This is a genomic window from Pseudomonas sp. TH04, from assembly GCF_016651355.1.
Lineage (GTDB): Bacteria > Pseudomonadota > Gammaproteobacteria > Pseudomonadales > Pseudomonadaceae > Aquipseudomonas > Aquipseudomonas fluorescens.
Genome location: NZ_JAEKEA010000001.1, coordinates 5,443,452 through 5,465,295 on the forward strand (window position 1 = coordinate 5,443,452; position 21,844 = coordinate 5,465,295).

Consider the following 21,844-nt stretch of genomic DNA (forward strand, 5'->3'; position numbering starts at 1 on the left):
CCTAAAGCAACGCGGGGCCGGGGAACAGACTCACCTGGCCTCAAAACCTAAGGTTCACGCCGCTTTGGGTTTGGGTGGGAATTTGGGGGCGTGAAGACCCAACTGCATCCCGCGCTCGACCATGCCCATGATGTCTTCCTGCGCCACTTCGAACAGGCGCTTGAGCTCGGGCAGTACGAAGTACAGCGGTTGCAGGATGTCGATACGGTACGGCGTGCGCATGGCTTCCAGCGGGTCGAAGGCTTGATGCTCGGGCTCATCCGACAGGCAATACACGCTCTCCTTGGGCGACGACAAAATGCCGCCACCGTAGATGCGCCGACCTTGCGGCGTATCCACCAGGCCAAACTCGATGGTCATCCAGTACAGGCGCGCCAGGTACACCCGTTGTTCCTTGGTTGCTGCCAGGCCGAGCTTGCCGTAGGTGTGGGTGAATTCGGCAAACCAGGGGTTGGTCAGCAGCGGGCAGTGGCCGAAGATCTCGTGGAAAATATCCGGCTCTTGCAGGTAGTCCAGTTCTTCACGGGTACGAATAAAGGTCGCCACGGGAAACTGTTTGCTGGCGAGCAATTCGAAGAAGGTCTGGAAGGGGATCAGCGCCGGCACGCGGGCAACTTGCCAGCCGGTGGTTTCGGCCAGCACTTGGTTGATTTCACCCAGTTGCGGAATGCGGTCCAGAGGCAGGCCGAGCTTGTCGATGCCGTCCAGGTATTCCTGGCAGGCGCGACCTTCGATGACTTTCAGCTGGCGAGTGATCAGGGTGTTCCACACCGCATGTTCTTCTGGCGGGTAGTGGATAAAACCTTGCGCATCGGGCTCGCGGGCCACGTATTGCGTCTGCTTCATACGGCTCTCCTGCTTAGGCATTCGTTCTTGTTATGTGCGGCGTATGCCCTATTGATAACGCGGAAGACGGCGGATTCCATCCGGCTCTGGCCTAACCCGTAGGAAAAGTTACTGAATTTCGTAAAGTATTCGTTACGATCGTGCGGGTCTTCTGTGTCTTGGGCTGTGAAAAGTGCACGCACTGTCACATAATCTTGACGACTATCTGCGCCCAGCGGCAAAAAGACGCGGCGCCTTCCCACCTTTCGGGCCTTTTCATGCGTATCAAAGTGCACTGCCAGAACCGCATCGGCATCCTGCGGGACATCCTCAACCTGTTGGTGGAGTACGGCGTCAACGTCGCCAAAGGCGAAGTGGGCGGTGAGCATGGCAACGCGATTTACCTGTTTTGCCCCAACTTGGTGAACATGCAGTTCCAGGCATTGCGCCCGCAATTCGAAGCGATTGCCGGGGTTTTTGGCGTCAAACGGGTAGGGCTGATGCCCAGCGAGCGTCGGCATATGGAGCTCAACGCGTTGCTCGGTGCGCTGGAGTTTCCGGTGCTGTCCATCGACATGGGCGGCTCCATCGTCGCCGCCAACCGTGCGGCGGCGCAGTTGCTCGGGGTGCGGGTCGACGAGGTGCCGGGGATTCCATTGTCGCGTTATGCCGAGGACTTCGACCTGCCGGAGCTGGTGCGCGCGAGCAAGTCGCGGATCAACGGCTTGCGGGTCAAGGTCAAGGGCGACGTATTCCTGGCGGACATCGCGCCGCTGCAATCTTCCGAGCACGATGACAGTGAAGCCATGGCCGGCGCGGTGCTGACCCTGCACCGCGCTGACCGGGTGGGGGAGCGTATCTACAATGTGCGCAAGCAGGAGCTGCGCGGTTTCGACAGTATTTTCCAGAGCTCCAAGGTCATGGCGGCGGTGGTTCGTGAGGCACGGCGCATGGCGCCCTTGGATGCGCCGCTATTAATAGAAGGCGAAACCGGCACTGGCAAAGAGTTGCTGGCGCGCGCCTGCCACCTGGCCAGCCCACGTGGGCAATCGCCGTTGATGGCACTCAACTGCGCCGGGCTGCCAGAGTCCATGGCGGAGACCGAGCTGTTTGGTTATGGCCCCGGCGCGTTCGAAGGCGCCCGTGCGGAAGGCAAGCTCGGGCTGCTGGAACTCACGGCGGGCGGTACGTTGTTTCTCGATGGCGTGGGGGAAATGAGCGCGAGGTTGCAGGTGAAGTTGCTGCGTTTTCTGCAGGACGGTTGCTTTCGCCGAGTGGGCAGCGACGAGGAGGTCTATCTGGATGTGCGCGTGATCTGCGCCACTCAGGTCGATTTGTCCGAACTGTGCGCCCGGGGTGAGTTTCGCCAAGACCTGTATCACCGCCTGAATGTGCTGTCGTTGCACATCCCACCCTTGCGTGAATGCCTGGATGGTTTGGCGCCGCTGGTTGAGCATTTTCTCGATCAAGCCAGCCGGCAGATTGGTTGCCCACTGCCCAAGTTGGCACCGGCGGCCATGGATCGACTCAGTCATTACCATTGGCCGGGTAATGTGCGGCAGTTGGAAAACGTGCTGTTTCAGGCGGTGTCGTTGTGCGAGGGCGGCACGGTCAAGGCGGAGCATATTCGCTTGCCGGATTACGGGGTGCGTCAGCCGCTTGGCGATTTTTCGTTGGAGGGCGGGTTGGACAACATCGTCGGGCGTTTCGAAAAAGCAGTACTGGAAGCCTTGTATGCCGAGCACCCGAGCAGCCGTCAGTTAGGCAAGCGCCTCGGTGTGTCCCACACCACCATCGCCAATAAATTGCGTGATTACGGCATTCTTAAGGGCGATAAATAAGGCACCAGGCTAAACACGGTTTAAAACTGTGGGAGCAGGCAAGCCAGCTCCCGCATTTGTTATTTGTCATCTTCAAGGCCTGTGCTTGCCGCAGGCGGCAGTAGTCCGCCGTTTTTTCGACTCTCTCCAGGCCTTGAAATCCTCCTGCCTGCCCGCAAACCCCCGCGCTGCCTGGACTTTCCTGTCTTTTTGAAAGTTGGTTCGCAAATTGCTTAAGCCTCATCAGTACAACGGTGGGCGGCAAGCGTCCGTCAGAAAGAGGATAGAGCGTGGACAAGTACCTTTATGTGGCAATGACCGGCGCCAGCCAGAATGCACTGGCGCAGAAGGCCCATGCCAACAATCTGGCGAACATCTCCACCAACGGTTTCCAGCGTGACCTTGAGCAGGCGCGTTCGATGCCGGTGTTTGGTGACAGCTTTCCGGCGCGTGCGTTTGCGATGACCGAACGGCCGGCCACCGATTTCTCCCCGGGCGCGATGATCGAAACCGGTCGTGACCTCGATGTGGCGGTTAACGGTAATGGCTGGATGGCCGTGCAAACCCCGGATGGCAGCGAAGCCTACGTACGCAGCGCCAGCATGAACGTCGATGCGTTGGGCGTGCTGCGTGCCGGCAACGGCATGCCGATCATGGGCAACGGTGGCCCGATTGCGGTGCCGCCCCAGCAAAAAATCGAAGTGGGTGCCGACGGCACCATCAGCATCCGCGCCATGGGCGAAGGCCCACGGGTGATGGCTGAAGTGGACCGCATCAAGCTGGTCCAGCCGGACCTCAAGAACATGACCAAAGGTCTGGACGGCACCATCCACACTAAGGATGGCCAGCCGGCCCAGGCCGACGCGAACGTGAAGTTGACCTCGGGCTTCCTGCAGGCGAGCAACGTCAATGCCGTTGAAGAAATGACCGCTGTGCTGTCGCTTTCCAAGCAGTTCGAGCTGCACATCAAGATGATGAACAGCGCCAAAGAAGACGACCAGGCCATGACCCGCGTATTGGCGATGAGCTGATAGCCGTCCCTGACTGAACACTAATTTTGCAGCGCAGCGCCAACAAACAGGCGTACGAAGGAGAACAGCATGCTTCCGGCTCTATGGGTTGCCAAAACAGGTTTGTCCGCCCAGGACACCAACCTGACGACCATTTCCAACAACTTGGCGAACGTATCGACCACGGGCTTCAAACGTGACCGCGCCGAGTTCCAGGACTTGCTCTATCAGATCAAGCGCCAGCCAGGCGCCCAGTCGACTCAGGACAGCGAGCTGCCGTCGGGCCTGCAACTGGGTACCGGTGTGCAAATCGTTGGCACCCAGAAGAACTTCACTGCCGGTAACCTGCAGCAAACCGGGCAGCCGCTGGACATGGCCATCAACGGCAAAGGTTTCTTCCAGATCCTGCAACCGGACGGCACCACCACCTACACCCGTGACGGCACGTTCCACCTGGACGCCAATGGCCAGGTCGTGACCGCCAACGGCTTTGCCTTGGAGCCGGCAATCGTCGTGCCCGCCAACGCCCAAACCTTCACCGTCGGCAACGACGGCACCGTATCGATCACCGTGGCCGGCAACCCGGCTTCGCAAGTGATCGGCAACCTGCAAACCGCCGACTTCATCAACCCGGCCGGCCTGCAAGCCATCGGTAACAACCTGTTCCTGGAGACCGCTTCCAGTGGCGCGCCGCAAATCGGCACCCCTGGCCTGAACGGTTTCGGCACCACCCTGCAAAGCACCCTGGAAACCTCCAACGTCAGCACGGTTGAGGAGATGGTCAACATGATCACCACCCAGCGCGCCTACGAGATGAACTCCAAGGTGATTTCCACCGCCGACCAGATGCTTTCGTTCGTAACGCAGAATCTGTAATCAAGTCTATGGGGCGCCTTCGACGGCGCCTGCAACACCGTGAGGTAAGGGTCATGAATCGCTATGTTTCTGTTCTGGCATTGAGTGGGATCGCCGTGCTCGCGGGCTGTGTCGCCCCGACGCCAAAACCCAATGACCCGTACTACGCGCCGGTGCTGCCGCGCACGCCGTTGCCTGCGGCGGCCAACAATGGCTCGATTTACCAGGCCGGTTTCGAACAGAACCTGTACAGCGACCGCAAGGCGTTCCGCGTGGGTGACATCATCACCATCACCCTGAACGAGAAAACCCAAGCCAGCAAAAACGCCAACTCGCAGGTGGGCAAGACCAGCAAGACGGGCATTGGCCTGACCTCGTTGTTCGGTGCCGTCCCCAATACCAATAACCCGTTGGGCAGTGGTGACCTGAGCTTGAGTGCCGGCTACAGCGGCGACCGCGCCACCAATGGCAAGAGCGCGGCAGGGCAGGGTAACAGTCTCACCGGTTCGATCACCGTGACCGTCGCGGATGTGTTGCCCAACGGCATTATCGCCATCCGTGGCGAGAAGTGGATGACCCTCAATACCGGTGATGAGTTGGTGCGTATTGCCGGGATGGTGCGGGCCGATGACATTGCCACTGACAACACCGTGCCGTCGACACGCATTGCCGATGCACGCATTACCTACTCGGGTACAGGTTCGTTTGCTGATGCCAGTCAGCCGGGCTGGTTCGACCGTTTCTTCCTTAGCCCGCTGTTCCCTTTCTAGGTGACCACTTTGAAATTCAAACAGCTGATGGCGGCGGCACTCCTGCTTTCCTTAAGCGCTGTCGCCCAGGCCGAACGCCTCAAGGACATCGCGAGCATTTCCGGTGTGCGTTCCAACCAGTTGATCGGTTACGGCCTGGTGGTCGGGCTCAATGGCACGGGTGACCAGACCACCCAGACCCCGTTCACCCTGCAGACCTTCAATAACATGCTGTCGCAGTTCGGCATCAAGGTGCCGGCGGGCTCAGGCAACGTGCAGCTGAAAAACGTCGCCGCCGTGTCCATCAGTGCTGACTTGCCGGCGTTTGCCAAGCCGGGCCAGGTGGTGGACATCACCGTATCGTCGATCGGTAACTCGAAAAGCCTGCGCGGCGGCACGCTGTTGATGACGCCGCTCAAGGGTATCGACGGTAACGTCTATGCCATCGCCCAGGGCAACCTGGTGGTGGGCGGGTTTGATGCCGAGGGCCGTGACGGCTCGAAAATTACCGTGAACGTGCCGTCTGCCGGACGGATTCCTGGTGGCGCCATGGTGGAGCGCACCGTGCCCAGCGGTTTTAACCAGGGCAATAGCCTGACGTTGAACCTCAACCGTTCCGACTTCACCACTGCCAAGCGCGTGGTCGACAAGATCAACGACATGCTCGGCCCAGGTGTGGCGCAGGCTATCGATGGCGGCTCGATCCGTGTGACCGCACCGTTGGACCCAAGCCAGCGTGTCGATTACTTGTCGATCCTGGAAAACCTTGAGGTCGACCCGGGCCAGGCGGTGGCCAAGGTCATCATCAACTCGCGTACCGGCACCATCGTGATCGGCCAGAACGTCAAAGTGTCGCCGGCAGCGGTGACCCATGGCAGCCTGACGGTGACCATCACCGAAGACCCCATCGTCAGCCAGCCTGGGCCATTGTCCAATGGCCAGACGGCGGTGGTGCCCCGCTCGCGGGTCAACGCTCAGCAAGAAGCCAAGCCGATGTTCAAGTTCGGCCCCGGCACCACCCTGGACGAGATTGTCCGCGCGGTGAACCAGGTGGGCGCGGCCCCAGGCGACTTGATGGCGATCCTCGAAGCTTTGAAACAGGCCGGCGCTTTGCAAGCCGACCTGATTGTGATCTGAGGCCATCGCCATGGACATGCGCAAGAGTGGGATCAGCAGCACGGCGGACTCGGGGTCTTACTCCGACTTGAACCGGCTTAACCAGCTCAAGGTCGGTGCCGACAAGAACAGCGATGGCAACATGCGCAAAGTGGCGCAGGAGTTCGAGTCGTTGTTCTTGAGCGAGATGCTCAAGTCCATGCGCTCGGCGACCGAGGCCCTGGGCAAGGACAACCCGCTGAACACCCCGGCGGCCAAGCAATATCAAGAAATGTACGACCAGCAGCTGGCGGTCTCGATGTCCCGCGAAGGCGGCGGTATCGGCTTGGCCGACGTGCTGATGCGGCAGATGCAGAAGAACAAACCGGTGGATGCCCAGGCCGCTACCTTGCAGGGCCCGGCGGCTGCCGAGCCGGTCAAGAAAGTGGACGTGCCGACGGAAATCGCGGCGGGTACCCAGGCGAATGGGCCGCTGGGGCGCTCCAACGGGCAGCGGCCTCTGTGGGCGTTCCGGGTGGCGGTGCCTGAAGGCACCAACAGCCATGCCAACGACGTGGCGCTGATGAACCAGCGCCGTATCTCCTTGCCAAGCAAGCTGACGGATCGCCTGCTCGTTGGCATCGTGCCAAACGCTGCCGCTACTACCACTCCGGCAAGCGCGCCACTGCGTAACAGTGTCGCCGCCGACACGGTGATCAACAGCTCGGCGCGCAGCTTTGCCGTACCGAGCGGGCGCATGCAAGTTTATGGGCGCGCTGTTGCCCAGCCACCCTTGGCACCGGCGAAGAAGGCCTTCAGCTCGCAGGATGAATTTGTCGCGACCATGCTGCCGATGGCCAAGGCGGCCGCCGCGCGTATCGGTGTTGATCCGAAGTACCTGGTGGCCCAGGCCGCACTGGAAACCGGTTGGGGTAAGTCGGTGATGCGCGCCGAAGACGGCAGCAGCAGCCACAACCTGTTCGGTATCAAGGCCGGGCAGAGTTGGCAGGGGGCCCAGGCCCGCGCAATCACCAGTGAGTTTCGCGATGGGGCGATGGTCAAGGAGACGGCGCATTTCCGTTCCTATAACTCTTACCAGGACAGCTTCCATGACCTGGTGACACTGCTGCAAAGCAATGATCGCTATAAAGAAGTTGTGAAATCAGCCGACAACCCGGAGCAGTTTGTACGCGAGTTGCAGAAAGCCGGTTATGCAACCGACCCGGCTTACGCCAGCAAGATTTCGCAGATCGCCAAAACGATGAACAGTTACCAGAATTACGCAGCCGCTGGCGCTACCACACATTTATAAGGTCTGAATCATGAGTTTGCTCAGTATCGGGATGTCAGGGCTCAACGCCGCTCAAGGATCGCTGTCGGTCTTGAGTAACAACATTGCCAACGTCAACACCCCGGGATACTCGCGTCAGCAGACCACTCAGAACGCCAATGCCAGCAACCCCTATGGCGGTGTGTTTATCGGCAGCGGCACCACGCTGGCGGATGTGCGCCGCATTTATAACGATTTTTTGGGCGCCGCCTATCAGAGCAGCACGGCGCTCAATAGCGATGCCACTGCCTATGCAGGCCAGGCCGCTGCGATTGACAAGACCCTGTCGGACAAGTCCACCGGCATGTCTGCGGTGCTCAGCGCGTTTTTTGCCTCCCTGCAGACTGCCGCGGCAAACCCCAGCGATGTGTCCGCACGCCAACTGCTGGTGACCAGCGCTCAGACCTTGAGCAACCGTTTCAACGCGATTTCCACGCAATTGACTCAGCAGAAAGAAGGCATCAACGCCCAGTTGACCACCATGAGCGATCAGGTCAACAAGCTGACGTCGTCGATTGCGTCGCTGAACGGGCAGATTTCCCAGGCCCAGGGCACCTCGACCACCGCACCGGCCAATCTGCTGGATGCGCGTAACGAGGCGGTACGTTCGCTCAACGAACTGATTGGTGTCACGGCCACCGAGAAGAACGGCCAGGTCAGCATCACCACCGGCACCGGTCAGTCGCTCGTCGAGGGTAATGTCGCCAACACGATTTCAGCCGTGCCCAGCAAGACCGACAACAGCCAGTACACTATCCAGCTGAACATGGGCGACACACCCATGGACATCGGTAATGTGGTTTCCGGCGGCAGCATTGGCGGCTTGTTGCGTTACCGCAGTGATGCACTGATGCCGGCCATCAATGACCTGGGCCGCATCGCCATCGCCACGGCGGACAGCGTCAACAGCCAGTTGGGTCAGGGTTTGGACCTCAACAGTGATTTCGGTTCTTCGCTGTTCAGCGACATCAACAGTGCCGCAGCGATTGCTCAGCGTAGCCAGGCCGCCTCGGGCAACAGCGCAGGCTCCGGCAACCTGAACGTGACAATTGCTGACAGCAGCAAGCTGTCGACCTTCGACTACAAAGTCACCTTTACCAGCGGCAACCAGTACAACGTGGTGCGTTCCGATGGCAAAGCCATGGGCTCGTTCGACACCACCACCACGCCGCCGCCGGTGATCGACGGGTTCACCCTGGCCTTGAATGGCAAGGGGCCGGTCGCTGCCGGTGACAGCTTCAAGGTCAGCCCGACCGCCACAGGGGCGAGCAACATTGGTGTCGATCTCAAAGACCCGAACAAACTTGCATTCGCTGCGCCGTTGGCGGGAAATGCCAGCAAAACCAACACCGGCACCGGCGCGTTTACGCAACCGACCTTGACCGTGCCGATTGATATCAACGGCGGCGCCGCTACTGCGCAATTGCGTGCCGGGATTGAAAACTCAATGCCGGTGAAGATGGTGTTCGGCAAGCCTGCGGCAGACGGCACCCAGTCCTACACGGTCAACGACGCCCAGGGCAACGCAATCGGCACCGGCAGCATCATCCCGGGGCAGGGCAACAAGGTCACCGTCAATGTGCCGATGCGCGATGCGACTGGCACGTTGATTCCAGGCAAGAGCTTCAGCTTTGATACCACGGTGTCCGGTGCGCCCGCCAATGGCGACAGCACGACCTTTTCGTTCAATAGCGGCGCGACCTCCGATGGCCGCAACGCCCAGCAATTGTTGGGGTTGCAGACGAAAGCGACGGTCGGCGCGGTGGATGGCAACGCAGGCGTGAGCCTGGTCAGTGCCAATAGCCGGCTGGTGTCGCAAGTGGGCTCCAAGGCAGCCCAGGCCAACACCGACAGCACCGCCACCGGCGCCTTGCTGGCGGCGAACAAGGCGGCCAGCAACTCGGTGTCCCAGGTCAACCTGGATGAGGAAGCGGGCGACATGATCAAGTTCCAGCAGTACTACACCGCATCGTCGCAGATCATCAAGGCTGCGCAAGAAACCTTCAGCACACTGATTAACGCCCTTTAAAGGAGTCTGGAACGATGCGTATCTCTACACAGCAGTATTTCGACACCAGCTCCAGCAAGTATCAGGATAACTATTCGGGTGTGGTGAAGGCCCAGGACCAGGCGAGTTCCGGTGTGCGTGTGCAGACCGCTTCGGATGACCCGGTAGCCGCCGCCCAATTGTTGCTGCTGCAACAACAGAAAGACATGCTGGGGCAGTACAACGGCAATATCACGAGCTTGCAAAACTCGCTGACCAACGAAGAAAGTGTCCTGGCGAGCATCAACACCACCCTGCAAAGCGCGCAGGGCCTGGCATTGCAGGCCGGTAATCTCCACCTCAGCGATGATGACCGCAAGGCGATCGCGAGCCAGATAGGGGCGCTTGAAGACCAGGTGTTGGGCCTGCTCAACACCAAGGACTCCAGCGGCAACTACATGTTTTCCGGGACCAAGACCGACACGCCGCCCTACAGCCGTAACAACGATGGCACCTACACCTACCAGGGTGATGAGACGCCGCTGAGCCTGCAAGTGTCGAGCAACCTGACAGTCTCTGCGGGAGATACGGGCAAGACCTTGCTTGAGAGTTCTTCCAACACCGGCCGCACCCAGGCCACCCTGTTGCCGCCTGCGGTGAATGACGGCAAGGTCGCGATCTCGGCGGGCCTGATCACCTCCGGCACCGCTTACACCAAGAGTTTTTCCGATGGTCAGCCCTATAAGTTGACCTTCTCCAGCAGCACCCAATACAGCGTGAGCGACAAGGACGGTAATGACGTTACCGCCGAGATCACCGGTAACGGCACGTTTGACTCCACCAAGGAAGGCGCTTCGAGCGTCAACCTGCGCGGCGTGAAATTCGATATCAGCTTGAACCTGGGGCCGGATGTCGCCTCGGGTGCGCCTGCGGATGCATTGGTGACGGGCAAGGCGTTCACCCTGGAAAGCAAGCCGGACACGTTCAGCAGCTCGCGTACGGCCAGCAACCCGTCCACGGCGCAACTGACCGGCGGCCGGGTCACGGATCAGCCGACCTACGCCAGTACCTTTCCCAACTCGGGTGCGGTGATCAAGTTCACCAGCGGCAATGCCTACGATGTGTATGCCCAGCCGTACACGCCGAACAGCAAGTCGATTGCCTCGGGCACCATGGCCACCGGCGCGACGTCGATTACCGCTGCCGGGGTGACGTTCGATGTGAGCGGTACGCCAGGGGCGGGTGATCAGTTTTCCATCGGTGCCACCAGCAACAAAAATATGAACGCCCTGGATACCTTGGGCCAGCTGCGCAAGGCCTTGCTGGTCCCGGCGGATGGCAACCAGGTCGCCAAGAACAACCTCAAAGACGTGTTGAACACCACCATCGGCAACCTGACCAACGCTTCGGCGCAGATTGACCAGGTGCGTGGTTCGATTGGTGCGCGCCAGAATGCGCTGGATATTCAAGGCCAGGAAAACACCAGCCTGGGCTTGGCCAACACCTCCACCATGTCATCGCTGGCCAACGTCGATATGGGCCAGGCTGCCATTGACCTGACTTTGCAACAGACTATGCTGCAAGCCTCGCAACTGGCCTTCGTGAAAATCTCCCAGTTGAGCCTGTTCAGCCGGATGTAATCGGCGCTAGCACCAGCGGCCCAGCCTGGAAACAGGCTGGGCCGTTGTCGTTTCTGCTGCCGGGAATGTTGCAGGGTTTTGCACAAAGCGCACAAAATTGAGTGACCTGTGAGTCATAAAGCGCATCTTCACTGTATCGTGTGAAAAGGATAAGTCGTCGTCGGGTCTTTACGCGGCGGCTTTCAGCGAATTTTTATGGGGTTACCCCCTTTATTGTCAGCGCTCCCGGCGTAGCCCGAGGGGTGTTATCCAGCTATTTAGTATTGGGAAGCCACAATGATTGGCATAAAAAGCATCGCCAGTTACGTGCCAGCAGACGGGGTTGATAACTACGCCCAGGGCGCCAAATTCGCCAAGGATGAAGATTTCATCATCGGCAAGATCGGTTCGGCGTTCCTGCCGCGCAAGGATGCTGCGCAGGAAACCTCTGATCTGTGTGTCGAGGCAGTCAACGCGTTGTTTGCGGCTAACCCGGATTTGAAGCGCGAATCCATCGACGCGCTGATCGTTGTGACGCAAAACGGCGACGAAGAGGGTTTGCCCCACACCGCCGCCATCGTCCAGGACAAGCTGGGCCTGCCGACCCATGTGGCTGCGTTTGATATTTCCCTGGGCTGCTCCGGTTACGTCTACGGCATCTATGCGATGAAGGGCTTCATGGAAGCCACCGGCCTGAAAAACGGCCTGCTGATCACCGCCGACCCGTATTCGAAGATCGTCGACCCGGAAGACCGCAACACCACCATGCTGTTCGGCGATGCCGCCACCGCCACCTGGATGGGTGAAGACGCGCCTTGGTTGCTGGGCAAATCGAAGTTCGGTACCGACGGTTCCGGCGCGCCGCACTTGAAGGTCAGCGACGGCGTGTTTTTCATGAACGGCCGCCAGGTGTTCAACTTCGCGTTGCTCAAGGTGCCGGCGCATTTGCACGAGCTGCTCAATGAGTCTGACCTCAAGGCTGACGAAATCGACGCGTTCTGCATCCACCAGGGCAGTGCGGCGATTGTCGACGCCGTCGCGCGGCGTTTCGAAGATGCGCCCGTGGAGAAGTTCATCAAGGACATGGTCGAGACCGGCAACACCGTGTCTTCGAGCATTCCGCTGCTGCTGGAAAAGCACATGATCGACGGCGACTGGAAGCGGGTTGCCATCAGCGGGTTCGGTGTAGGCCTGTCGTGGGGTTCGGCGATTCTCTATCGTCCGTGATGCCTTGATAGGTTGCACAAAAAACGCCCAGGCTTGAAAAAGCCTGGGCGTTTTTTATTTGGCGCCAGAAACCCAGCATTTGCTGGGCATTGAGCTATCGTAAACGCTTGAATTACAAAGAGTGGCCCGGTGCTAGTAAAAAAAATCAAAAAAGTCCTCAAGCAACTTGCATTCACGACGATAACTATTACGAAGGTTCTCTAGGCCACACCCGGCGGTTGCCAGGGCCGGAAGCCGCAGTACACCACCCACGAGGATTTCGTCATGGCATTAACAGTAAACACCAACCTTGCTTCGTTGACCGTTCAGAACAACCTGAACAAGGCTTCCGGCGCCCTGCAAACCTCCATGCAGCGTCTGTCCTCCGGCCTGCGTATCAACAGCGCCAAAGACGATGCGGCCGGCCTGCAAATCTCCAACCGTCTGACCAGCCAAATCAACGGCCTGGGCGTTGCGATCAAAAACGCCAACGACGGCAGCTCGATTGCTCAGACCGCTGAAGGCGCCATGCAGCAGTCCACCAACATCCTGCAGAGCATGCGTACCCTGGCTCTGCAATCCGCCAACGGCTCGCCAAGCGCTGAAGACCGCAAGTCGAACCAGGCTCAATACGCCGCTCTGACTGCTGAATTGACCCGTATCGCTACCACCACTACGTTCGGTGGCAAGAACCTGCTGGACGGTTCGTTCGGTACGACTTCGTTCCAGGTCGGCGCCAACGCCAACCAGACCATCGACATGAGCATCGGTAACGTTGCCGCCAACAACATTGGTTCGCAGCAGCTGAAAACTCAATCCCTGACGCCTTCGGCAACAGGTATTGCCGGCGGCGCGATCACCGTTACCGGTGGTGGCCAGTCCGCAACCGTTACCCTGGCAGCTGGCGCTTCTGCCAAGCAGATCGCTGCTCAAATGAACGGCGCTGTCGGCGGCCTGGCTGCTACCGCCAGCACCGAAGCTCAGTTCACCGTGAACGCGGCTACCATTGGTGCGGCTACTCCTCCGAACGCTAACTTCACCCTGCAAGTGGGCAGCGGTGCAGCCGTTCAGTTCACTGGCGTGACCAAAACGTCCGACCTGGCTGACCAACTGAAGTCCAACGCTGCCAAGCTGGGCATCAGCGTTAACTACGATTCGTCGACCAACGCTCTGTCGGTCAAGTCCGACACCGGTGAGAACCTGACCTTCAACGCTGGTGACGGCGGTGCTGCTGGTATCTCGGTTGCAACCAAAGACGGCACCGGTACCTACGGTACTGCTACTGCACTGGCCGCCACCGCGATCATTGCTACCGGTGCTGTTTCGCTGAACTCCTCCAGCAGCTACGCGCTGAACGGCGCTGGTGTAGCCGGTGTGTTCGCTGCCGGTGCTGCTACCGCTGCCAACTCCACCAAAACCACCGTCAACAACACCGACGTTACTACCGCTGCCAACGCGCAAAACGCGATCGACGTGATCACCCAGGCGATCTCGGACATCGACTCGCAGCGTGCCGGCCTCGGTGCTGTACAAAACCGTTTCGACAACACCGTTGCCAACCTGCAGAGCATTGCAGACAACTCCAGCGCCGCTCGCGGTCAGATCCAGGACGTTGACTACGCTGCAGAAACTGCTCAGCTGACCAAGCAACAAACCCTGCAACAGGCTTCCACTGCGATCCTGTCCCAGGCCAACCAACTGCCTTCCGCTGTACTGAAGCTGCTTCAGTAATAGCCATCGGTAGATGACTGACGGAAGGGCGCGTTTACGTGCCCTTTTGTCTTTTGCGTGATGAGGAGACTGGACATGGACATGAGCGTCAAGTTGAACCTGTCTTATCCGGCAGCGGCGCCGCAAAGTGCTCCTGCTCCCGTAAGTACCGACCCGCAGAAAACCAAGGTGGACCCTACGGTCGCCACGGTCCAACCCAAGCAGGACTCGAAGCCGTCCGACCTTGAACAGGCGGTCACGGATATTCGCAAATTCGTCCAGGCTGCCCAGCGCAACCTGGATTTTTCCATTGATGACACCACCCATCAGGTGGTAGTCAAGGTCATTGCGACCGACAGCGGCGAGGTGATTCGGCAGATCCCTTCGGAAACTGCGTTGAAACTCGCACAAAGCCTTCACGACGCCAGCAGCGTGTTGTTTGACGCCAAAGTCTGAGCTGGCATGAATTTTGTTGCTGAAGCTGCTTGAGGCGTCGTACGTCAAGAAAGCGCCAGCCCCGGATCAGGAGAACAGTCATGGGTGATATTACGGTTAGCGGCCCAGTTACGAACATCGATACCCAGTCGATCGTGACGGCATTGGTGAACGCGGAACAGGCACCCAAGCAGTCGCAGATCAACAAGCAGACGCAAACGTCGACCGCCCAGCTGTCCTCGATCGGCAAGATTCAAGCGGCACTGGATGCGTTCCGCGGCGCCATGGACAACATGGCCAAAGACGCCAGTATCGGCGGTTTGTCGGCAACGACCTCGGATAACAACGTATCGGCCATCACGCTGGGCGCCGGTGCCTCCGCGGGCAGCTACCAGTTGGTGGTCAATCAGTTGGCGACGGCCTCGAAGGTCGCTACCCAGACTTTTGCAGCCGGGGCGAAGGCTGTCGTCAATACCGGCACTACGTCGACCACCCTGGAGATCTCCCAGTCGGGCCAGAGCTATGGTGTGAGCGTTCCGCCAGGTGCGACGTTGCAGCAGGTGCGTGACTCGATCAACGCGCAATACAGCAGTGCTGGCTTGAGTGCCAACATCCTGACTGACGCCACCGGTTCCCGTTTGGTCATGACGTCGACCAATACCGGTGTCGGCACCGACATTACCCTCGGCGGTAACTCCGGCCTGGAAGCCGGAACCTCGGTTGTGACCGTGCCGCAGAACGCGAAGTACACCATTGACGGTACCGCTCAGGAATCCAAGAGCAATACCCTGGGCGACGCGATCAGTGGTGTGAGCATCAAGTTGACGGCAGTGTCGCCTCTGCCTGCCGGTTCTACAGATCCGCTCCCCCCTGGCTCAACCGTTACGCGCCTGAGTTCGACCATTACCATCGCGCGAAGCACCGACACCCTCAAGAGTTCGGTCAAGGGCTTTGTCGACACCTATAACGCCCTGATGACCGCGATCAACACTGAGACCGCGGTGACCACCAATGCCGACGGTTCCATCACGTCGGCTGCGCTGACGGGCGACGCCACTCTGCGTACTCTGACCTCGGCCGTTCGTAGCGAACTGAACGCATTGGGTGGCACGGGCTCTTTGAAATCCCTGGCCCAGTTTGGTGTGAACACTGACCAGAAGACCGGCAAGCTGAGCATCGACGATAAGTTGTTCGGTGCCGCGATCGCGACCAACCCCACTGACATTGGCGGCATTTTCAACGGTGACAAGGGGCTGCTGGCACGGATGAAAACCGCGACCGACAGCTATGCGCTCAGTGGTACCGGGGTTCTCGCTACGCGTACATCGACGCTGTCGGCAAACATCAAGGACCTGCAAAACCAGCAGGACACCCTGACCGCGCGCATGGCGGCCTTGAAGACGAGCCTGACCGCCAAATACACCACGATGAACAACTTGGTCGCGCAGCTTACCAGTCAACGTTCCAGCGTCATGACCACGCTTAACGCGCTGAATAATCCGAAGACCAGTTGATCCTCAATGAGGCCGTCCGGCAATGTGCTTAACGTTGTCGGGCGTGACCTTCGCCAGACCATCGGCTTAAAGTTTTTTGCGACGCCGTCGACATAATAATCAGAGCCCATCTTTTTTAGCTGTTGCCTGTCACGAGGTAGAAACATGAATCCCATGAGAGCCCTTCGCCAATACCAGAAGGTCAATTCCCATGCCCAAGTCTCCGAGGCCAGCCCGCACCGTCTTGTTCAGATGTTGATGGAGGGCGCACTCGATCGCATGGCGCAGGCCAAGGGCGCCATGGCTCGTGGTGATATCGCGCAAAAAGGCCTGCTGCTGGGCAAGGCGATCGACATTCTGATCGGTTTGCGTGACGGCCTGAATCCGGAAAAAACCGATGATCCGGCGGCTTTGCAGCAACTGGATAACCTGTATGCCTACATGACCACGCGCTTGCTGGAAGCCAACAGCAAAAGCGATGTCGCCATGATCGACGAAGTAGCCGGCCTGATGATTACGCTCAAGGAAGGCTGGGACGGTATTGCAACACTGTAGGCCGCCAGGCCTGAGGATGATGTCATGAGCCACGCCCTGCAACGGATTGACGAAACCCGCGAAGCCTTGGTCGATGCATTGGCCGAACGTAACTGGGACGCTATCGGCGAACTGGATATGGGATGCCGTGCGGTGATTGATGAGGCGCTCAATAATGCGCCGGTGGACGAAGACGCCCTGCGGGAAAAACTGGAGAGTTTGCTGGCGGTATATCAGCAATTACTTGAGGTGACGACGGGCGAGCGCCAGGCGATTTTCGAAGAGATGTCGCAGATCAACCGAGCGGAAAGTGCGTCAAAGGTTTACCATCTGTTCGGCTGAATGGGCTCGGTTAGTCCGAACGGCGCGTCATATATTTGACTGTGCCAGCATTTTTGACTTAACTAGTGCTGTTTTCAGATTTCAGACGTCTAGTAAGGTAAGAAGTCTTACAAGCGTCTAGATTGCCCTCACTCTGGGGCAGAGCGTTTTACTAGGGAAGTTGCTATTGCATGTGGCGTGAAACCAAAATTCTGCTGATTGATGACGATAGCGTCCGCCGCCGCGATTTAGCGGTCATTTTGAATTTTCTTGGCGAAGAAAATTTTCCCTGCGGCAGCCACGATTGGCAGCAGGTGGTCAGCTCATTGTCATCGAGCCGTGAAGTCATTTGTGTGCTGATCGGGACGGTAAACGCTCCTGGCGCGGTGCTTGGCCTGTTAAAGACACTGTCGACCTGGGATGAGTTCCTTCCGGTGTTGCTAATGGGTGATATTTCTTCCGTGGACCTGCCGGAAGACCAGCGCCGCCGTGTGCTCTCCACCCTGGAAATGCCGCCTAGCTACAGCAAATTGCTCGACTCCCTGCACCGTGCCCAGGTCTATCGCGAGATGTATGACCAGGCGCGCGAGCGCGGCCGTCATCGTGAACCCAACCTGTTCCGCAGCCTTGTCGGCACCAGCCGTGCGATCCAGCACGTGCGCCAGATGATGCAGCAAGTGGCCGATACCGACGCCAGTGTTTTGATCCTCGGCGAGTCGGGCACCGGCAAGGAAGTGGTCGCGCGCAACCTGCACTATCACTCCAAGCGCCGCGACGGACCCTTTGTGCCGGTCAACTGCGGGGCAATCCCCGCAGAGCTGCTGGAAAGCGAATTGTTTGGCCACGAGAAGGGTGCCTTTACCGGGGCAATCACCAGCCGTGCCGGGCGTTTTGAATTGGCCAATGGCGGTACGCTGTTCCTCGACGAAATCGGCGACATGCCACTGCCGATGCAGGTCAAGCTGCTGCGCGTGCTGCAGGAGCGCACCTTCGAGCGCGTGGGCAGCAACAAGACCCAGAGCGTCGACGTGCGCATCATTGCGGCCACCCACAAAAACCTCGAAAGCATGATCGAGGTGGGCAGCTTCCGTGAAGACTTGTACTACCGCCTCAACGTATTCCCGATCGAGATGGCGCCACTGCGTGAGCGGGTGGAAGACATCCCGCTGCTGATGAACGAACTGATTTCGCGCATGGAGCACGAAAAGCGCGGCTCGATCCGCTTCAATTCCGCCGCGATCATGTCGCTGTGCCGTCACGGCTGGCCGGGCAACGTCCGTGAACTGGCCAACCTGGTCGAGCGCATGGCGATCATGCACCCCTATGGCGTGATCGGCGTGGTCGAGTTGCCGAAGAAATTCCGCTACGTCGATGACGAAGACGAGCAGCTGGTCGACAGTCTGCGCACCGACCTCGAAGAGCGCGTCGCGATTAACGGCCACACGCCGGACTTCGGTTCCAGCGCCATGCTGCCGCCGGAAGGCCTGGACTTGAAGGACTACCTCGGAAGCCTGGAACAAGGCCTGATCCAGCAGGCCCTGGACGATGCCAACGGTATCGTCGCGCGTGCCGCCGAGCGCCTGCGCATCCGTCGCACCACCCTGGTGGAGAAGATGCGCAAGTACGGTATGAGTCGTCGGGAAGGTGATGAACAGGCGGATGATTGACGCCTGTTTTTTAAGTGACTGAAAAATAAGCCTATTTTTTTAGGCACGGGTATTGCTACAGCCCTCGCAACGTTCCGTTTAACTGACGGTCAGCCAAGCGAGAGAGCATGATGCCCCACGCCGCCCAACTTTCTACAGCCCCTGCTATCCCGGGGCTCGTTCCGTCTGCAGAGCCGCTTACCCGGCAGGGTCTTGAACAGGCGTTCTCGCAGTTCAGCCAGATGTCGAGTCAACTGACCGACTCTTACAGCTTGCTGGAAGCCCGGGTGTCCGAGCTCAAAGGCGAGCTGGCGGTGGTGAGCGCCCAGCGTATGGAAGAGCTGGCCGAGAAAGAGCGCCTGGCCAACCGTCTGCAAAATCTCCTCGACCTGTTGCCCGGTGGCGTGATCGTTATTGATGAAATGGGCCATGTCCGCGAAGCCAACCCGGCCGCGCGCGACCTGTTGGGCGAACCGCTTGAGGGTGAGTTGTGGCGCCATGTCATCACCCGTTGCTTCGCACCGCGTGAGGACGACGGTCACGAAATCTCCCTGAAGGACGGCCGTCGCCTGTCCATCGCCACGCGCTCCCTGGACGCCGAGCCCGGCCAGTTGGTGCTGCTCAACGACCTGACTGAAACCCGTCACCTGCAAGACCAACTGGCGCGCCATGAGCGCTTGTCGTCGTTGGGGCGGATGGTCGCTTCGTTGGCGCATCAGATCCGTACGCCGCTCTCGGCGGCGTTGATCTACGCCAGTCATTTGACTGATGAGCAACTGCCGGCCGCTACCCACCAACGATTTGCCGGCCGCCTCAAGGAGCGCCTGCATGAATTGGAGCACCAGGTGCGCGACATGCTGGTGTTTGCCCGCGGCGAATTACCGCTGACTGACCGCATCACGCCGTCCGAGCTGCTGCAGTCGCTGCAATCGGCGGCGGCGACGCATATCCATGATGTCAATGTGCGCTGGCAGTGCGACAGCCACCTTGGCGAGTTGCTGTGCAATCGCGACACGCTGGTCGGCGCTTTGCTCAACCTGATCGAAAACGCCACCCAGGCCAGCGGCCCCGGTGCGCGACTCAAGGTGCACCTGTACAGCCGCGGGCAAACCTTGCGCCTGTGTATCAGCGACAGCGGCAGTGGCATCGACCCCGTGGTGTTGCGACGCCTGGGCGAACCGTTTTTTACCACCAAGACTAACGGCACTGGCCTCGGCCTGACCGTGGTCAAGGCGGTGGCACGGGCCCATCAGGGAGAATTGCAGCTGCGTTCCCGGTTGGGGCGTGGCACCTGTGCATTGATGACCTTGCCGCTGTTTTCCAGCGCGGCAAGCGCGGAGTAAAAGGATTATGGCTATCAAGGTTTTATTGGTGGAAGACGATCGCGCCCTGCGTGAAGCATTGGCTGACACGCTGCTGTTGGCGGGCCATGACTACCGGGCGGTCGGCTCTGCCGAGGAGGCCTTGGAGGCTGTTGAGCAAGAGTCCTTCAGCCTGGTGGTCAGCGACGTGAACATGCCCGGTATGGACGGCCATCAGTTGCTCGGCCTGCTGCGCGCGCGTCAGCCGCAACTGCCGGTGTTGCTGATGACCGCCCATGGCGCGGTCGAGCGCGCCGTGGATGCCATGCGCCAGGGCGCGGCGGATTACCTGGTCAAACCGTTTGAACCCAAAGCCTTGATCGAGTTGGTCGCGCGGCATGCCTTGGGCGTGATCTCGGCCGCCGAAGGCGAAGGCCCGATTGCCTTCGAACCGGCCAGTGCACAGTTGCTGGACTTGGCCGCCCGTGTGGCGCGCAGTGATTCAACCGTGCTGATCTCCGGCGAGTCCGGCACCGGTAAAGAGGTGCTGGCACGCTATATCCACCAGCAATCGGGTCGCGCCAAGCAACCGTTTATCGCCATCAACTGCGCGGCCATCCCCGACAACATGCTCGAAGCCACGTTGTTCGGCCATGAAAAAGGCTCGTTCACCGGCGCCATTGCGGCCCAGGCCGGCAAGTTCGAACAGGCCGACGGCGGCACTATCCTGCTCGACGAGATTTCCGAAATGCCCCTGGGCCTGCAAGCCAAGCTGCTGCGGGTGTTGCAGGAGCGTGAAGTAGAGCGCGTCGGCGCGCGCAAGCCGATCCAGCTGGATATCCGCGTAGTCGCCACCACCAACCGCGACCTCGCGGGCGAAGTAGCGGCGGGGCGCTTTCGGGAAGACTTGTTTTACCGGCTGTCGGTCTTCCCTCTGGCCTGGCGCCCATTGCGTGAACGCCCGGCGGATATCATCCCGCTGGCCGAGCGCCTGCTGAACAACCACGTCAAAAAAATGAAGCACGCCCAGGCCCGGCTGTCGGCTGAAGCCCAGGCCTGCCTGATCAGCTACCCATGGCCCGGCAACGTGCGGGAACTCGACAATGCGATCCAGCGTGCGTTGATTTTGCAGCAGGGCGGTTTGATTCAGCCCCAGGATTTCTGCCTGGCCATGGGCAGTGGCGCGGCCCCCTTGCCGAGCCTTGCGCCGGCGCCCGTGGCGGTCGCCGAAGCTGAGTCGGGCGGTGCGTTGGGGGACGACCTGCGGCGCCGCGAATTCCAGATGATCATCGACACCCTGCGTGCCGAACGCGGCCGCCGCAAAGAAGCGGCCGAACGGCTGGGGATCAGCCCGCGCACCTTGCGCTACAAGCTGGCGCAGATGCGCGACGCCGGGATGGATGTGGAAGCCTACCTTTTCGCGACCTGAGAATCGCGCCCTCCAAAAAGCCTAGGCTGACAGGGTTTGTCGCCTTTTCTTACGAACCGCTATGGATTTGGCACCCTTGTTGCTACCACCCCTAGTAACCGCTGCGTAGTGTCAAAAAATTGCGGGTCGTCGGAGAGAGAAGGTCATGAGCCAGGGTATTGAGTTCAATCGGTTGATGTTGGATATGCGCTCCATGCAAATGGATGCCATGGCTCAACCGAAATCCGTCGCGCCAGCGCCGGAATTGGGCCAAAGCAGTTTTGCCGACATGCTCGGTCAGGCAATCAACAAAGTCAGTGATACCCAGCAAGCCTCGAATCAATTGGCTACCGCCTTCGAAATCGGCAAAAGCGGCGTGGACCTCACCGATGTGATGGTCGCCTCGCAAAAGGCCAGTGTTTCCTTCCAGGCCTTGACCCAAGTGCGTAACAAGCTGGTTCAGGCTTATCAAGACATCATGCAGATGCCGGTTTAAGGAC

Annotated in this window: 19 protein-coding genes; 18 read left to right on the forward strand and 1 reads right to left on the reverse strand. The window is 59.6% G+C overall.

Features of this window, described 5'->3' with window-relative positions; translation table 11 throughout:
* Window positions 1-54: 54 nt before the first annotated feature.
* Window positions 55-846: a phenylalanine 4-monooxygenase gene (phhA, locus tag JFT85_RS24495; RefSeq protein WP_069551062.1), complete on the reverse strand. Its 792-nt coding sequence runs from the start codon at window positions 844-846 to the stop codon at window positions 55-57.
* Between the two features lie 257 nt (window positions 847-1,103).
* Between phhA and JFT85_RS24500 the strand changes: the two genes are divergently transcribed.
* The 18 genes from JFT85_RS24500 (at window position 1,104) to fliE (ending at window position 21,840) form a co-directional block, all read left to right on the forward strand.
* The gene (locus tag JFT85_RS24500) at window positions 1,104-2,666 is read left to right on the forward strand and encodes a sigma-54-dependent transcriptional regulator (RefSeq protein ID WP_053257325.1); all 1,563 of its coding nucleotides are present in this window, start codon (window positions 1,104-1,106) and stop codon (window positions 2,664-2,666) included.
* 269 nt (window positions 2,667-2,935) lie between these two features.
* Window positions 2,936-3,676 carry a flagellar basal body rod protein FlgF gene (locus JFT85_RS24505; protein ID WP_053257324.1) on the forward strand — a complete coding sequence of 247 codons (741 nt, stop codon included), beginning with the start codon at window positions 2,936-2,938 and terminating at the stop codon, window positions 3,674-3,676.
* Window positions 3,677-3,745: 69 nt separating this feature from the next.
* Complete coding sequence (gene flgG / locus JFT85_RS24510; RefSeq protein WP_053257323.1) at window positions 3,746-4,531, forward strand: flagellar basal-body rod protein FlgG; 786 nt, start codon at window positions 3,746-3,748, stop codon at window positions 4,529-4,531.
* A 53-nt stretch (window positions 4,532-4,584) separates the two neighbouring features.
* On the forward strand, window positions 4,585-5,280 hold the full coding sequence (flgH, locus tag JFT85_RS24515) for a flagellar basal body L-ring protein FlgH (protein WP_053257322.1): 696 nt from the start codon (window positions 4,585-4,587) through the stop codon (window positions 5,278-5,280).
* Window positions 5,281-5,307: 27 nt separating this feature from the next.
* Window positions 5,308-6,396, forward strand: coding sequence for a flagellar basal body P-ring protein FlgI (locus JFT85_RS24520; protein ID WP_162232029.1), 1,089 nt, complete (start codon window positions 5,308-5,310; stop codon window positions 6,394-6,396).
* Window positions 6,397-6,406: 10 nt separating this feature from the next.
* Entirely contained in the window at window positions 6,407-7,666 is a 1,260-nt protein-coding gene (flgJ, locus tag JFT85_RS24525) for a flagellar assembly peptidoglycan hydrolase FlgJ (protein ID WP_053257320.1), read from the forward strand.
* A gap of 10 nt (window positions 7,667-7,676) precedes the next feature.
* Entirely contained in the window at window positions 7,677-9,713 is a 2,037-nt protein-coding gene (flgK, locus tag JFT85_RS24530; RefSeq protein WP_053257319.1) for a flagellar hook-associated protein FlgK, read from the forward strand.
* A gap of 14 nt (window positions 9,714-9,727) precedes the next feature.
* Window positions 9,728-11,311 (forward strand): flagellar hook-associated protein 3, encoded by a 1,584-nt coding sequence (locus JFT85_RS24535; protein ID WP_053257318.1) that lies wholly within the window; start codon window positions 9,728-9,730, stop codon window positions 11,309-11,311.
* Window positions 11,312-11,587: 276 nt separating this feature from the next.
* Window positions 11,588-12,517, forward strand: coding sequence for a ketoacyl-ACP synthase III (locus tag JFT85_RS24540; protein WP_053257317.1), 930 nt, complete (start codon window positions 11,588-11,590; stop codon window positions 12,515-12,517).
* A gap of 264 nt (window positions 12,518-12,781) precedes the next feature.
* A complete protein-coding gene (locus JFT85_RS24545) occupies window positions 12,782-14,227 on the forward strand; it encodes a flagellin N-terminal helical domain-containing protein (protein ID WP_053257316.1) in 1,446 nt (481 codons plus the stop codon).
* A 75-nt stretch (window positions 14,228-14,302) separates the two neighbouring features.
* Entirely contained in the window at window positions 14,303-14,662 is a 360-nt protein-coding gene (locus JFT85_RS24550; protein WP_053257315.1) for a flagellar protein FlaG, read from the forward strand.
* An 80-nt stretch (window positions 14,663-14,742) separates the two neighbouring features.
* Complete coding sequence (gene fliD, locus JFT85_RS24555) at window positions 14,743-16,155, forward strand: flagellar filament capping protein FliD (protein ID WP_053257314.1); 1,413 nt, start codon at window positions 14,743-14,745, stop codon at window positions 16,153-16,155.
* 144 nt (window positions 16,156-16,299) lie between these two features.
* A complete protein-coding gene (gene fliS, locus JFT85_RS24560) occupies window positions 16,300-16,689 on the forward strand; it encodes a flagellar export chaperone FliS (RefSeq protein WP_053257313.1) in 390 nt (129 codons plus the stop codon).
* Between the two features lie 24 nt (window positions 16,690-16,713).
* On the forward strand, window positions 16,714-17,010 hold the full coding sequence (locus tag JFT85_RS24565; RefSeq protein ID WP_053257312.1) for a hypothetical protein: 297 nt from the start codon (window positions 16,714-16,716) through the stop codon (window positions 17,008-17,010).
* 170 nt (window positions 17,011-17,180) lie between these two features.
* Window positions 17,181-18,656 (forward strand): sigma-54 dependent transcriptional regulator, encoded by a 1,476-nt coding sequence (locus tag JFT85_RS24570; protein ID WP_053257311.1) that lies wholly within the window; start codon window positions 17,181-17,183, stop codon window positions 18,654-18,656.
* A gap of 110 nt (window positions 18,657-18,766) precedes the next feature.
* Window positions 18,767-19,978, forward strand: coding sequence for a sensor histidine kinase (locus JFT85_RS24575; RefSeq protein WP_053258023.1), 1,212 nt, complete (start codon window positions 18,767-18,769; stop codon window positions 19,976-19,978).
* Window positions 19,979-19,985: 7 nt separating this feature from the next.
* Window positions 19,986-21,365: a sigma-54-dependent transcriptional regulator gene (locus tag JFT85_RS24580; protein ID WP_069551058.1), complete on the forward strand. Its 1,380-nt coding sequence runs from the start codon at window positions 19,986-19,988 to the stop codon at window positions 21,363-21,365.
* 145 nt (window positions 21,366-21,510) lie between these two features.
* Complete coding sequence (gene fliE, locus JFT85_RS24585; protein ID WP_016972029.1) at window positions 21,511-21,840, forward strand: flagellar hook-basal body complex protein FliE; 330 nt, start codon at window positions 21,511-21,513, stop codon at window positions 21,838-21,840.
* Window positions 21,841-21,844 lie beyond the last annotated feature (4 nt).